The organism is Caballeronia sp. DA-9 (genome assembly GCF_051615025.1).
Lineage (GTDB): Bacteria > Pseudomonadota > Gammaproteobacteria > Burkholderiales > Burkholderiaceae > Caballeronia > Caballeronia sordidicola.
The window spans coordinates 870,732-883,412 of sequence record NZ_CP195133.1 but is presented as its reverse complement, the minus strand read 5'-3'; the positions used below and the strand labels follow the sequence as shown (position 1 = coordinate 883,412).

General features: G+C 61.8%; 14 protein-coding genes, 1 other RNA gene and 1 riboswitch. Of the genes, 9 read left to right on the top strand and 6 right to left on the bottom strand.

The features are described 5' to 3' along the window. The first annotated feature begins 53 nt into the window (after positions 1 to 53). Genes cobU through ACRWA7_RS20190 form a run of 4 tightly spaced genes read left to right on the top strand, consistent with a single transcriptional unit; the run spans position 54 to position 3,426 of the window. A complete protein-coding gene (gene cobU / locus ACRWA7_RS20205; protein ID WP_060856856.1) occupies positions 54 to 596 on the top strand; it encodes a bifunctional adenosylcobinamide kinase/adenosylcobinamide-phosphate guanylyltransferase in 543 nt (180 codons plus the stop codon). Position 597: 1 nt separating this feature from the next. Beyond that, complete coding sequence (gene cbiB / locus ACRWA7_RS20200; RefSeq protein ID WP_438395707.1) at positions 598 to 1,539, top strand: adenosylcobinamide-phosphate synthase CbiB; 942 nt, start codon at positions 598 to 600, stop codon at positions 1,537 to 1,539. Then, positions 1,532 to 2,536: a threonine-phosphate decarboxylase CobD gene (gene cobD, locus ACRWA7_RS20195; protein WP_438395705.1), complete on the top strand. Its 1,005-nt coding sequence runs from the start codon at positions 1,532 to 1,534 to the stop codon at positions 2,534 to 2,536. The genes cbiB and cobD overlap by 8 nt, the downstream gene beginning before the upstream one ends. Continuing rightward, the gene (locus ACRWA7_RS20190; protein ID WP_438395704.1) at positions 2,533 to 3,426 is read left to right on the top strand and encodes a cobalamin-binding protein; all 894 of its coding nucleotides are present in this window, start codon (positions 2,533 to 2,535) and stop codon (positions 3,424 to 3,426) included. Before cobD ends, ACRWA7_RS20190 begins: the two co-directional genes overlap by 4 nt. 2 nt (positions 3,427 to 3,428) lie before the next feature. On the opposite strand, the gene cobC is transcribed toward ACRWA7_RS20190, so the two are convergent. The 6 genes from cobC to ACRWA7_RS20160 are packed head-to-tail and all read right to left on the bottom strand — an operon-like array spanning position 3,429 to position 9,497. Further along, the gene (gene cobC, locus ACRWA7_RS20185) at positions 3,429 to 4,004 is read right to left on the bottom strand and encodes an alpha-ribazole phosphatase (RefSeq protein ID WP_438395702.1); all 576 of its coding nucleotides are present in this window, start codon (positions 4,002 to 4,004) and stop codon (positions 3,429 to 3,431) included. Then, positions 3,989 to 4,750, bottom strand: coding sequence for an adenosylcobinamide-GDP ribazoletransferase (locus ACRWA7_RS20180; RefSeq protein ID WP_438395700.1), 762 nt, complete (start codon positions 4,748 to 4,750; stop codon positions 3,989 to 3,991). The genes cobC and ACRWA7_RS20180 overlap by 16 nt, the downstream gene beginning before the upstream one ends. A 7-nt stretch (positions 4,751 to 4,757) precedes the next feature. Beyond that, entirely contained in the window at positions 4,758 to 5,807 is a 1,050-nt protein-coding gene (gene cobT / locus ACRWA7_RS20175; RefSeq protein WP_438395699.1) for a nicotinate-nucleotide--dimethylbenzimidazole phosphoribosyltransferase, read from the bottom strand. 8 nt (positions 5,808 to 5,815) lie between these two features. Further along, complete coding sequence (locus ACRWA7_RS20170) at positions 5,816 to 6,607, bottom strand: ABC transporter ATP-binding protein (RefSeq protein ID WP_438395697.1); 792 nt, start codon at positions 6,605 to 6,607, stop codon at positions 5,816 to 5,818. Next, entirely contained in the window at positions 6,604 to 7,596 is a 993-nt protein-coding gene (locus tag ACRWA7_RS20165) for a FecCD family ABC transporter permease (protein WP_438395696.1), read from the bottom strand. The genes ACRWA7_RS20170 and ACRWA7_RS20165 overlap by 4 nt, the downstream gene beginning before the upstream one ends. 35 nt (positions 7,597 to 7,631) lie before the next feature. Further along, positions 7,632 to 9,497 (bottom strand): TonB-dependent receptor domain-containing protein, encoded by a 1,866-nt coding sequence (locus ACRWA7_RS20160; RefSeq protein WP_438395694.1) that lies wholly within the window; start codon positions 9,495 to 9,497, stop codon positions 7,632 to 7,634. 72 nt (positions 9,498 to 9,569) lie between these two features. Beyond that, positions 9,570 to 9,870: riboswitch (cobalamin riboswitch) on the bottom strand. A gap of 327 nt (positions 9,871 to 10,197) precedes the next feature. Between ACRWA7_RS20160 and ACRWA7_RS20155 the strand changes: the two genes are divergently transcribed. From ACRWA7_RS20155 to ACRWA7_RS20135, 5 genes are all read left to right on the top strand, one after another. After that, positions 10,198 to 10,581, top strand: coding sequence for an ATPase (locus ACRWA7_RS20155; RefSeq protein WP_438395692.1), 384 nt, complete (start codon positions 10,198 to 10,200; stop codon positions 10,579 to 10,581). Then, positions 10,578 to 10,892 (top strand): cell division protein ZapA, encoded by a 315-nt coding sequence (locus ACRWA7_RS20150; protein ID WP_213762470.1) that lies wholly within the window; start codon positions 10,578 to 10,580, stop codon positions 10,890 to 10,892. The genes ACRWA7_RS20155 and ACRWA7_RS20150 overlap by 4 nt, the downstream gene beginning before the upstream one ends. Positions 10,893 to 11,040: 148 nt before the next feature. Then, a non-coding RNA gene (gene ssrS, locus ACRWA7_RS20145) (6S RNA) lies at positions 11,041 to 11,222 on the top strand. A 151-nt stretch (positions 11,223 to 11,373) separates the two neighbouring features. Continuing rightward, positions 11,374 to 11,832 carry an EVE domain-containing protein gene (locus tag ACRWA7_RS20140; protein ID WP_060856846.1) on the top strand — a complete coding sequence of 153 codons (459 nt, stop codon included), beginning with the start codon at positions 11,374 to 11,376 and terminating at the stop codon, positions 11,830 to 11,832. Between the two features lie 94 nt (positions 11,833 to 11,926). Then, positions 11,927 to 12,655: an SIMPL domain-containing protein gene (locus ACRWA7_RS20135; protein ID WP_438395690.1), complete on the top strand. Its 729-nt coding sequence runs from the start codon at positions 11,927 to 11,929 to the stop codon at positions 12,653 to 12,655. Positions 12,656 to 12,681 lie beyond the last annotated feature (26 nt).

Sequence of the window (12,681 nt, the reverse complement as noted above, 5' to 3'; positions counted from 1 at the left end):
GTTGCCGGTTTAACGGAAGCCGCTATGGTAGCGCCCGCCGGTACAATATTGCGATGACTTCACCCGACCTCACCTTCATTCTCGGCGGCGCACGTTCGGGCAAGAGCGCGTTTGCCGAACGGATTGCCGCTGAAAGTGGTCTGCCCGTCACTTATGTGGCCACCGCGCGCATCGACGAAAACGACAGCGAATTCGCGGCGCGCGTGGCGTTGCATCGCGAACGCCGGCCAGCGCATTGGGCGCTGGTCGAAGCGCCGCTGGATCTTGGGCGCGCGCTGCGCGAGCTGGATCGCGAGGGACATGTCGTGCTGATCGACTGCCTGACGCTGTGGCTTGCCAACCTGCTTTTCCCCGCCGATGGAACCACGCCCGACGGCCCGCCGCTTCAAGCATTCAGCGCCTTCGACGCCGCCCTGTCGCACGTCAAGGGAAAAGTGATCGTGGTGAGCAACGAGATAGGACTTGGCGTCGTGCCGATGGGCTCCGTCACGCGCCTCTATGTGGACGAACTCGGCCGCCTGAACCAGCGCGTCGCCGCCGCGAGCGCGCATGTGACCATGATGGTGGCAGGCCTGCCACTCATGCTCAAGGGCTGACATGGCACTGCTCTCCTTTTACGTCACGGCAATGCTCGCCATAGCGGGCGTGGTTATCGACAGGATTTTTGGTGAACCCGCAACGCGTCACCCGCTGGTTGCGTTCGGACGGCTGGCGACGCGCATTGAAGCCCGGATGAACACGGGATTCCGGGCGCGGCCAGCAGGAATCCTCGCGTGGTTCGCGGCTGTCGTGCCGCCCGTTTTGATCAGCTGGATTCTAGTGAGCGTGCTGCCCTTCGCCGCTGCCTGCGCCGTGCACGTCGCGCTCCTGTGGTTCGCGCTCGGCGCGAAAAGCCTGCGCGATCACATCGTGCCGATCGCCCGCGCGCTCGGCCGCGGCGATCTTGCGCAAGCACGTACGCTGACGGCGCGCATCGTATCGCGTGAAACCGCCAATGCCGACGAAGCCGCGCTTTCACGCGCCGCCGTCGAATCCGCGCTGGAAAACGGTAACGATGCGATCTTCGGCGCGCTCTTCTGGTTCGTGATCGCGGGCGGTCCGGGCGCGCTGATGTTCCGGCTCGCCAACACGCTCGACGCCATGTGGGGCTACAGGACGCCGCGTTATTCGCGCTTCGGCTGGGCGGCCGCCCGTTTCGACGATGTCCTGAACTACGTGCCCGCGCGGCTCACGGCGGCAAGCTACGCCCTTCTCGGCGATACCCGCACGGCGTGGAATTGCTGGCGCACGCAAGCGCCGCTGTGGGACAGCCCGAACGCGGGACCGGTCATGGCGTCGGGCGCGGGGAGCTTGAACGTTCTGCTCGGCGGCGCCGCGATGTATCACGGCACACTCGAAACGCGGCCGGTGCTGGGCTTCGGCATGACCGCGACGCCGCAGCACGTGGTCGCGGCGCTGCGGCTGGTCGATCGGACGACGCTGCTCTGGCTCGTGTTATTGCTGGTGCTGGCTTTCATGAGCGTGGGGCTTCATGGCTGAACCGATCCAACACGGCGGAAACTTGCACGAAGCGGCGCGCCGGTATGGAATCGCGCTCGCTGACTGGCTGGATTTGTCGACGGGAATCAATCCGCGCGCTTATCCGGTTCCGGCTGTTCCGGCCGATGCATGGCGCCGTTTGCCCGAAGATGCCGATGGTTTCGCCGAACTCGCGGCGAGCCACTATGGCGCGCCGGGAGCGTTGCCTGTCGCCGGGAGTCAGGCCGCGATCCGCGCGTTGCCTGGACTGCTCCGAAAAGGCGTCGCGGCGGTCGCGCCGCTGACTTACGGCGAGTACGCCCCGGCGTTTCGACGCGCGGGGCATCGGATCGTGCCGCTCGATGTGACGTCCGGCGATCTACCCAAAGATGTCGATCACGTAATCGTTTCGAATCCTAACAATCCGACGGCCGAGCGTACAGAACGAGATGTCTTGCTGGGTTGGCATGAACAACTGACAGCGCGCGACGGCACCTTGATCGTCGATGAGGCCTTCGCCGACGCTTATGACAATGCTTCTCTCGCGGCGGAAACCGGGCGCGAGGGATTGATCGTGCTGCGTTCGGTTGGCAAGTTCTTTGGGCTGGCGGGGATTCGCGCGGGCTTCGTCCTGGTCGCGCAACCTCTGCGCGATGCGTTGAACAACACGCTCGGCGCATGGACGGTGAGCGGTCCGGCACGTCACGCGGTGTCGGCGGCTTTCAACGACCGCGCGTGGCAGAAGGAAACTCGCGCAACGCTGGCACGCGATAGCGCGAGGCTTGCGGCATTGATCCGTGCTCTCGGTTTCGATCCCCATTCAACGCCGCTTTTCGCATGGTTCGAGACGGCGAAGGCCGCGGACTTGCAGCACGCGCTGGCCGTACAAGGGATCTGGACGCGGCTTTTCGAACATGGCGCATCGCCGAGTTTGCGGATCGGGCTGACAGGATCGGACGCTCAATGGACCCGGTTTGAACACGCGTTCAAAACAGCCGTGCTGCAGGTAAAGGCATGACCTTTCGCTCGCTTGTTGCGCTGTTCCTTTTTGCTGCTTCCTTCCAAGCGCACGCACTCACCGTCACCGACGACGCCGGCACAGCCGTCACATTGAGCGCTCCGGCGCAACGCATCGTCAGCCTCGCGCCGCACGTCACCGAACTGCTCTTTGCTGCGGGCGGCGGCGATCGCATTGTCGGCGCGGTGAACTACAGCGATTACCCGCCGCAGGCCAGATCGATACCGCGCGTAGGCGACAATAAATCGCTCGACCTCGAACGCATCGTCGCGATGAAACCCGATCTGATCGTCGTGTGGCGGCATGGCAATGCGCTGCGGCAACTCGACAGGTTGCGCGAACTGCACGTGCCGCTGTTCTTCAGCGAGCCGCACACACTCGACGATATCCCCGCGACCATCGATAAACTCGGCGTCCTGCTCGGCACGTCGACTGAAGCGAACACCGCGTCGAACGCGTTTCGCCGTGACATCGGCAACTTGCGAACGCGTTATGCAACGCAATCGCCCGTAAGCGTGTTCTATCAGGTCTGGGATGATCCGCTGATGACGCTCAACGGTTCGAACACGGTCAGCGAAGTCATTGAACTCTGCGGCGGGCGCAATGTTTTTGCCGGCCTGAAACCGCTCGTGCCGACAATCTCGACCGAAGCCGTGCTCGCCGCCGATCCGGAAGCCATCGTCACGGCTACGCAGGGCGCGACGAAATCGGAGCGCGCGTTGCCATCGCTGGAAACATGGCGCAAATGGCCTTCCATGAAAGCGGTCGCGCGCGGCAACCTGTTTGGTATCGACGGCGATTTGATCAACCGGCCAACACCGCGGCTTGCGCTTGGCGCCGCAGCCTTATGCGAGGATCTCGCCGCGGCCAGAATGCGGCGTCCGAAGTAGGTTCAGGCGTTCCATCGCACGAGAAGCCATTGGCCGCGCGCGCGCCTGAGCCACACGATCGCGCCGAAATCCAGCGGCCATTGAATGACGTTTGCACGCGCAATGCCAAGAAGATGCCCCGTCAGGACGCGCATGACGCCAGCATGAGTGATGACGTGAACCGGGCCTTCGTGGTCAGCCGTACAAACCGAATCCGCCCAACCGGCAACCCGCTTCGCAAACTGCGCGACACTCTCGCCGCCATGCTCGCGCGCGTGCTCCAGATCGGCCGCCCATGCATCGAGCATCGCGCGATCCAGGCCGTCCCATCGCTGCCCTTCCCATGCGCCGAAATCGAGTTCCTGCAACCGTGCATCGCAGGCGTGGACGGGGCCTAATGCTTCAGCTAACAAGCGGCATCGGCTCAAGGGGCTTGTGTATAAACCGCCGCTGGCGTCGGGCACTTTCAACGTCTGCAAACGCTCGCTCAGCAGACGCGCGGATTCGGCGGCGTTCGCACGAAGCGGAACATCCGTGCGGCCATAGCAAATCCCGGCATCGATACCCACCGCCGGATGACGAATCAGGACGAGATCCATGCAAGTCCGGTCAGGTAGATTGCGAGTTCAAAAAGCTGCTGTGCGAAGCCGAGGCAATCGCCGGTATAACCGCCGATGCGCCTGACAAAATACCGCCCGATAAAAAACCGCATCGCGCCCAGCGCCACGATCGTCACGCAGCCAAGCCGCCAGTCGGGCCAGAACAACCAGGGCAATCCGATCACCGCCGCCAACATGAATGCGCCAGCACTCATCTTCTGCGCGACCGGTTTCGCCTTGCCTTCGGCACGGACATAATCGAGCGTGCAGAGGTAGCTAATCGCGAAGGTGCGGCTTGCGGCGTGCGCGGCGACGATCATCCAGGAGGTACGTAAAGGCAACATTGAAGCCAGCGTCTGCCATTTCAAAGCCAGCGCCACGATCAACGCAATCGCCCCGAACGCGCCAATGCGCGAGTCGTGCATGATGCGCAGCGTGTCGTCGCGGGTATAAGCGCCGCCGAACGCATCGGCGCAATCCGCCAGCCCGTCTTCATGGAACGCGCCGGTTATGAGCAGCGTTGCCGCCATCGATAACAACACGGCCACGCCCGCTGGAAAAACCCGCAATGCAGCGAGATAAACCACTGCGCCAAAGCCGCCAATCAACACGCCGATCAACGGAAAATAGCGTGCCGCCGCGTTCAGATAATCCGCCTCGAAGCCGACCCAACGCGGCACCGGCACGCGGGTGAAATACCCGAGCGCGGTGAAGAAATATCGAAGTTCCCGCGAAGGCCGGTTCATGGAGGCATCACGCGGTCTTGTCGGAAACGCCGGCCGATTCGAAGCTCGCCATCTCGTTGATGAACGCCACCGCTGCGCGCAACAACGGCAACGCGAGCGCCGCGCCGGTTCCTTCGCCAAGCCGAAGCCCAAGCTGCAGCAAGGGCTTTGCGTCGAAATAGTCGAGCATCCGCCGATGCCCCGTTTCATCCGATGCATGCGCGAACACGCAGTAATCGAGCACGGCAGGATTGATTGCGTGGGCGACGAGCAGCGCCGACGTCACGATAAAACCATCCACCAGAATCGTCATCCGCGCTTCGGCCGCCGCGAGAAAACCGCCCACGATCATCGCGATTTCAAAGCCGCCAAAGGTCGCGAGCGTATCGACTGAATCAGCGGACACAGCGTGCTTTTTCAACGCCGCTGCGAGCACGTCGCGCTTGCGGTTCAGGCCGGCGTCGTCGAGTCCGGTGCCGCGCCCAACGCACGCATCTATTTCTACCGCACAGATACGGCTCATCAAGCACGCCGCCGCCGACGTATTCGCGATGCCCATTTCACCGAAGCCGATCACATTGGTGCCAAGCGCCGCGTGATACCGCACGCGTTCTGCGCCACGCGCGATGGCCTGCAACGCCTCGTCGCGCGTCATGGCAGGTTCGTGGGCGAAGTTGCGCGTGCCGCCGCGGCGGATGGCGGCGTCGACAAACCCTTCGGCCGGCGGCAATGTGCTCGCCACGCCCGCGTCCACGACTTCGAGCGTCATGCCCGATACCTTCGACAACGCGTTGATCGCCGCCCCGCCCACGACGAAATTCGCGACCATCTGCACGGTCACTTCTTGCGGAAACGGACTTACGCCTTCGGCTGCAATGCCGTGATCGCCGGCGAAAACGATCATGACCGGACGCTCGATACGCGGGCGCGCCGTCCGTTGGATCAGCCCGATCTGAAGGCCAAGCGATTCCAGCCGGCCAAGGCTTCCGGGCGGTTTTGTCTTGGTATCGATGACGTGTTGCAACTCGGCTGTCGCCGACCGGTCGAGCGGTTCAGCGCGGGGAAATGTGTCGGGCATGGTCGGGTTCATGGTGATTTGAACATTGGACGCAGGGCAGGCACGAGCGCTTCGTGTCCGTCCTGCTGGATCAAGGTTAGCGGATAACCGAATGCGGCGCCGGCGCGCTCGGGCGTAAGGACCTCGCGCGCGAGGCCTGCGTGCGCGTGGCCAGCGCCATCGAGCAGCAAGGCGTGCGTGGCGAAACGCCGGGCAAGGTTCAAATCGTGGCACGAGAAAATCACGCTGCGTTCGCGAGTCGTGACCCACGCGCTCAACGCTTCGAGACAATCGATCTGATGATGCAGGTCGAGATGCGAAAGCGGTTCATCGAGCAATAAAAGCGGCGCCTCCTGGCATAAGGCCGCGGCCAGTGCAACGCGTTGACGTTCGCCGCCGGAAAGCGACTGGATATCGCGTGACGCAAATGCGGCGAGGTCCAGCGTTTCCAGCGCCCCGTGCGCGGCCGCACGATCCGCGTCGCTCTCCCAACCCCAGCCGGTCAGATGCGGAAAGCGGTTGAGCATGACCGTATCGAGAACGTTCGCGCTGAATGCATCGTGCGAAGCTTGGGGCATCAATGCGCGGCGACGCGCCAGATCATTCGAGCGCCATTCGCGAAGCGCGCGTCCATCGAGGGAAATCGATTCCCCGGCTTCCTTCAATAACCCCGCAAGCGCCGATATCAAGGTTGTCTTGCCCGCGCCATTCGGCCCCGCGATGCACCACATTTCGCCGGGCGCGAAAGTCTGCGTGAGCGCTGCGACCAGTACGCGATCCCCTGCGCGCAAGGTAAGCTGGTTGACGTGAAGTCCGTTCATCGCACGCGCCTCAGCAGCATCCACAAGAATACCGGCACGCCGATCAGCGCCGTGATGACGCCCACTGGCAACTGCGCCGGAGCAATCACGGTGCGCGCGATCAGGTCGGCGCCCATCACAGCAAAGCCGCCCGCGAGCGCGGATGCAGGCAGCACCATGCGCTGGTCGTTACCGAACGCGAGCCGCAAGACATGCGGCACCACGAGCCCGATAAAACCAATCGTCCCGGCGGTGGTAACAGCGGCGGCAGCCGCGAGCGACGCCACCAGATACACGCGCAAGCGCAAACGCACGACGCGCACGCCGAGCGCTTCGGCGGCAATATCGCCGCGCAGCAGCACGTTGAGTTGCGGCGCCGCGGGCACGATCGCGATCAGCGCGATCACCAAGGCAATCAACCCGGGCCAGGGCATTGCAACACCGTTCAGGTCGCCGGTCAGCCAGAACACCATGCCGCGCAGGCGGTTCTCGGGCGCAATGGCAAGCATCAGTGTGATCAACGCGCCCCAACCCGCCGCGATCACCGCGCCGGTGAGCAACAATCTCGGCGATGCATCCTGCGGTTCGCCACGCCATAACTCTCGCCGGGCAAGGCCGAGGACGAGCAGTATCGATAAAAACGCGCCGGCGAATGCGGCAACGTCGACACTCCACCATGACATCGAGAACAGCATGGCGGCAAGCGCGAACGCCGCCGCGCCGCCGGACACGCCCAGCACATACGGTTCGGCCAGCGGATTGCGCAGCAGGACTTGCAGCAGCGCGCCGGCCATCGCGAGCAACGCGCCCGATGCAAAGCCGCCAAGCGCGCGCGGCAAACGCAGGCTACGCACGATTTCGTCGAGCACGTCATTACCCGGCGATACAAGCGCATGCATGACGCGCGCGGGCGACACGGGCACGCTTCCAATTGCCAGCGACGCAATCAGCACGGCCGCCGCCGCGAAGGCGAGCGCGATCCAGATCATGAAGGCGCGTTGGGCGTCCATGCGCGGGGCGGCCATCCGCCTGGCGTTATCGCGCTTCACCGCTGCTGCCAGCCGAGCGTGATGTAGACGCCGCGCCGTGGCGTGTTGTACGAATACGCAAGCTGATAGTCCTTGTTGAACAGGTTGTCGATGCGCGCGCCGACGTACCACGACTTCGTGATGTCATACCGCGCCGACAGATTCACCAAACCATAACCGCCGAGCGTGGAATCGAAGTCCTCGCGTGCGCCGCTCGTGATCCATTCGCCGCCGACGCGCCAGCCGCCTATCGACCGGTTCACGGCGAGCGTCGCAAAACGCCGGGCGCGGCGCGTGAGGTCCTGCTGATTGGTTTCATCGACAGGATTTTGCAGCGTGAACGACGCGCGGACATCCGTGCGTCCCACATGCCCTTGCCACGATCCTTCAAGTCCCTGCACTTTCGCGCGCCCCACATTCTGCGCGATAAAAAAGCCGCTGCCGTCCGACACGTAGTCGATCAGGTTCGTGTAACGCGTCTGGAATGCGGTCAGCCGCAGGATTCCCACCGCGCCCGATGCATATTGCAGCGCGCCTTCGACCGAGTGGCTGCGCTCGGGTTGTATCGATGGATTGCCGCTGAACGGATAGTACAGATCGTCGAAGCTCGGCGCGCGGAATGCGTCGGAATAGCTGAGCGTGGCTTTCCAGTGGGCATCGAAATAGTAGCCGTAGCCGAGGTAATAACTATTGGCGCCGCCAAAATCCGAATACTGGTCGCGCCGCACGTTCGCCTGAAATTGATTCGCGCCGAAGTTGCCCACGTAACCCGCGAAACCCGAATTCACATGGCGATCCGGCGCGGTGAGCTGATCCGAATCCAGAGTCTGGTCGAGATGTTCATAGCCGAACACAAACTTGTGGTCCGGCGTCAGCGCGAGATCGTTCTGCCAGGTGTATTGACGGTTTTCGGAATTGAACTTGCTGTCGTAGACGCCGTTCAACTCCGTGTTCGCACGGTCCTGCCCCTGCGCCACGGTGAAATGCGTGGTCCAGTTATCGGTGATCTTGCCGTTCGCAAACACCGAAGTAGAGCGCACGCGGTTGTGCGATTCGTTGTCGTCGGTGGGCAGGCCGAAAGCGTTATCGAAACTATTGATACCGTTTGATTGCAGGAAGCGCACGCCCGCGTCCCATTTGCTCGAGAACTGGTGCCGCAACGTTGCCGACACGCTCTCGTTGAGATAGCCGTTCGCATTCGGGTTCACATTCGGCGAGGTTGCCGGATCGATCGATGAAAACCCGTCCGTCTTTTCGCGCGAGAGCGTCACGCTGAAGGTGGTGCGCCCGTCTTTATCAAGCGCGCCGTTTGCGCCAACCTGCTGGCGCTGCGTGTGATAGCTGCCTACCTCGTTCTCGAAGTTGAAGCGCGGCGGATGATCGCCGCCGTCCTTCGTGAAGATCTGCACGACGCCGCCCACCGCACTCGATCCATACAGCGCCGACACATTACCGTTCACCACTTCCACGTGGTCGATCTGATCGAGCATGAGTTGCGAGAGTTGCGCGGCGCCCAGTCCGGCGGATTCCACCCGCACGCCATCGATCAACACGAGCGACTGCGCCGACGACGCACCGCGCAAGAACAAGCTCGCGCTCGAACCCGGGCCGCCGTTGCGCGTGATCTGCGCGCCTGCGCCGAGCGCGAGCAGGCCGGCGACGTCGGTGGCATTAGTATCGGCGATATCCTGCTGATCGAAAAGCGTTGTCTGCGCGATGGAATCGGCGAGTTTTTGCGGCGCGCGAGTCGTCGTCACCACGACGGGCGCAAGCGTGACAGGTTCGCTGGAACCCACGGTAGTTGCCGATACGGACTGGGCACTCGCGACAACGGGTAAACTGCCGCAAAGCAGCAGCACGGCGCGGGTAATGGGTGAAACCATGATGTAGGACGATCCTGTAAATGCATGCGCGACCCGCTCCCCGCAAGTCCATGCGTGACGAGCACGGCCGCGAGGCGATGCTCTCCCCGAGGCCGGTATCCGGGCTGACGACGCGTCGGCCCGCCTTCCCGCGCCAAAGGCGCAGTGGCATAAGCGTGGCGTCCGTGCCATTTCGAGTCGTGAAATGCCGTTGAAATGCCGCGAGGCGGCCGGACGTTACGCGTGGGACCGGCTTGCAACTTGCGTTGCGGTCGCTTACCGTTGCGGGGGCAGCGCAGGTTGGCGCGGTCCAGGCGGACTTTGCTCCCTGCTTCCCGTTTAACTGCGCATGCTGGATCAAGCGTGCGCGAGCACCAAGGTGGCGCGAGTTTAAGAGCGGCGCGCGAACCCGTCAAGAAAGCGGGAACATGCCGCCGTGCGGGACATTGCCGCATTTGATCGGGCGTTCGATTCACCCGTGTTTTCATGCGGTCAGACAAGTTTCGAACAAATTTGAAGCGGTAGTTTGAAAAGCGCCGATTGGCTCGCCGTCACGCAGTCGAATGGCGGCGGAATTTAACTGGATAAATCATTTCCCCTTACGAATAAAGGCTCGCGCCAATGCATTGACTTCCAACTGCTGTTACGTCTGGAAACGAACCAAATTTCTGAAGCGCCAGCGAAGCGCGCTAAAATGCGAGGTCTTAAGAGGACGCAGCACATGCTCAACGAACTCGAATCACTGTCACAAAATATTGGCCGGCTGATCAAGATCAGCGAACGCCATCATCAGGCGCATGACGCAATTGCCCAGCAACTCGACCAGTTGCGCGCGGAGTTTGCGGGTGCGCAGGAAGAACTCGCGCAAATGCGCGAGGAACGCGACGCCCTGATGGCGGAGCGTGATTCGTTATCGGCGAAAATCGACGATGCGCAAGTTCGTCTCAACGCAATTCTCGAAAAATTGCCGCGCGCGAAAAGCGCACCCGAGCCGGATAACCAGCTTGCCCTTTTGCCTCCCGATGCCAGCATCGAACCGGACACCGCCGAAGCGGCGCACGGCGCGTTGCACGAGGAATCACACCATCACGGAGAAAAGGCATGACGACCAAGCAGATCGAGGTATCCATTCTTGGCGCGCCGTACCGCCTCGCTTGCTCGCCAGAAACGGAAGGTGCACTGCGTGAAGCGGTTGCGCGCGTGGATGCGGAAATGTCGAAGGTGCGCAATGCAAGCAGCGTGCGTGGCACGGATCGGATTGCGGTAATGGCGGCGTTGTCGCTTGCGTCGGAATTGCTCAAGTTGCAGAACAGCGTGCGTCACGGCGAAGCGTTCCCTGCCGAAGAAATTCGCCGCACCATGCATCAAATGAATGAACAGCTTGGCGTGGTGATTTCACAATACGAAGCGCAGTGAATTCCAGCGTGCACATGTTTGCTAACGCTTGGGGCGCATGTGATGTCGTGGACGTTATTGCATTGCGCACACGGTTCGACGCCATGCAATCGACATAAAGTTTTCCTGTATCAGTGCTGCATCGTCGGGACGATTGGTGTACAGTGATTGCTCCCTGCCTGGTTTGCCAAGGTCATATATTCCTTGAACCAATGCCATTGTGCACGGTTGTGGGATCTTGTAGCACTGGCGAGCGCGTCACTCTGTCTGATGAGCCCAAGGTGTTGCTTACTGCGACCAATCTTGAACCCAGGTTCAGGATGCCGGCCTAGCGGCTTGGGCGGGGACCTGATTGAGCAGCATGCGTGAAGTTGCGCGCAAGGCTGCACGTAACATGCTTGACCCAAGCGAACGGCGTCGGAAATTTTCCGATGCCGTTTTCTTTTTGTACGGGTGTGCTGTGAACATTCAAGCAGCGCATCTTTTTCCGCGAGCCACGTTCATGCGCTATTGGCTGATGAAGTCAGAACCGGACGAAGCGAGCATCGACCATCTCGCGCATGCTCCGAAAAAAACCTTGCCCTGGACTGGCGTGCGCAATTACCAGGCGCGCAACTTCATGCGCGACGGCATGCAGATCGGCGACGGCGTTCTCTTTTACCACTCGAGTTGTCCGCAGCCGGGCATTGCCGGTATTGCGAAAGTATCGTCCGCGGCTTACCCCGATCCCACGCAGTTCGATTCATCCAGTCCTTACTACGATCCAAAGTCATCGCCGGAAAAGCCACGGTGGCTTCTTGTCGATGTTCACTTCGTCAAGAAGACACCGCTCATCCCGCTTTCCGCGCTTCGCGATCACGCAGAGCTTGCCGACATGCAGGTGCTTGCCCGAGGCAATCGTTTATCGATCACGCCTGTGACCGAGGCGCAATGGCGCTTTATCACCGAACATTTTTTGTAACGTCATTAAAGGAAACCGAAGGGAACTTCGTGAGCACGTGCGTCAACTAAGCATCGGTCACAATGACGTGCACTCATGCATACGGAGTTAATCGATGACAAAGAAAAACACCACTTCGGCACTCGCGGCCATTGCCCTGCTTGCTGGCGCTGCCATGGCGCAGGGCGCGTCCGCGCAAAGCGTGGTGACACAGGCGCAGCCTTCGGGCGTATTGTCGCTTTCTGCGCAAGCAAGCGAAGACGTGCCGCAGGACGTCGTTGATATCACCTTGTTTTACGAGCAGGAAGCGAAGGACGCGGCGTCATTGACGAGCGTGCTCAATCAGCGCGCCGACGCCGCGCTGCGCATGGCGAAGGGCGTCGAAAACGTGACGGCCCATAGCGGCGCGTTCACGGTGTATCCATCGACGGATCGCGACGGCCGTATTTCCGCGTGGCGCGGTCGCACGGAAGTCGTGCTGGAATCGAAGGACTTTACGGTCGCAACGAAGCTCGCCGGGAAAATGAGCGATTCCATGCAGGTGGGCAGCGTGACCTTCTCGTTGTCGCCCGAGGCGCAGCGCGAGGCGGAGCAAAAGCTTTCCACGCGGGCAATCGCTTCGTTCAAGCAGCAGGCGCAGGCTTCGTCGCAGGCGTTCGGCTATAGCGGCTATGCAATTCGTGAAGTGAATATCGGGCATAACGGCTCGTCACCGAGACCGGTAATGATGATGGCAGCCAGGAGCATGAGCGCAGACGCAAAGATGGCCGCGCCCATGGCGCTTGAAGCGGGCACGTCGACCGTGACCGTGAATGTGTCCGGGTCGGTGCAGATGAATCGTTAAACGCGTCGGCTTGACGGTTTAATAGA

Excerpts from the sequence above, each read along its gene's own strand:
- cobU (WP_060856856.1), top strand. The coding sequence starts at position 54 with ATGACTTCACCCGACCTCACCTTCATTCTCGGCGGCGCACGTTCGGGC.
- cbiB (WP_438395707.1), top strand. The coding sequence starts at position 598 with ATGGCACTGCTCTCCTTTTACGTCACGGCAATGCTCGCCATAGCGGGC.
- cobD (WP_438395705.1), top strand. The coding sequence starts at position 1,532 with ATGGCTGAACCGATCCAACACGGCGGAAACTTGCACGAAGCGGCGCGC.
- ACRWA7_RS20190 (WP_438395704.1), top strand. The coding sequence starts at position 2,533 with ATGACCTTTCGCTCGCTTGTTGCGCTGTTCCTTTTTGCTGCTTCCTTC.
- cobC (WP_438395702.1), bottom strand. The coding sequence starts at position 4,004 with ATGGATCTCGTCCTGATTCGTCATCCGGCGGTGGGTATCGATGCCGGG.
- ACRWA7_RS20180 (WP_438395700.1), bottom strand. The coding sequence starts at position 4,750 with ATGAACCGGCCTTCGCGGGAACTTCGATATTTCTTCACCGCGCTCGGG.
- cobT (WP_438395699.1), bottom strand. The coding sequence starts at position 5,807 with ATGCCCGACACATTTCCCCGCGCTGAACCGCTCGACCGGTCGGCGACA.
- ACRWA7_RS20170 (WP_438395697.1), bottom strand. The coding sequence starts at position 6,607 with ATGAACGGACTTCACGTCAACCAGCTTACCTTGCGCGCAGGGGATCGC.
- ACRWA7_RS20165 (WP_438395696.1), bottom strand. The coding sequence starts at position 7,596 with ATGGACGCCCAACGCGCCTTCATGATCTGGATCGCGCTCGCCTTCGCG.
- ACRWA7_RS20160 (WP_438395694.1), bottom strand. The coding sequence starts at position 9,497 with ATGGTTTCACCCATTACCCGCGCCGTGCTGCTGCTTTGCGGCAGTTTA.
- ACRWA7_RS20155 (WP_438395692.1), top strand. The coding sequence starts at position 10,198 with ATGCTCAACGAACTCGAATCACTGTCACAAAATATTGGCCGGCTGATC.
- ACRWA7_RS20150 (WP_213762470.1), top strand. The coding sequence starts at position 10,578 with ATGACGACCAAGCAGATCGAGGTATCCATTCTTGGCGCGCCGTACCGC.
- ACRWA7_RS20140 (WP_060856846.1), top strand. The coding sequence starts at position 11,374 with ATGCGCTATTGGCTGATGAAGTCAGAACCGGACGAAGCGAGCATCGAC.
- ACRWA7_RS20135 (WP_438395690.1), top strand. The coding sequence starts at position 11,927 with ATGACAAAGAAAAACACCACTTCGGCACTCGCGGCCATTGCCCTGCTT.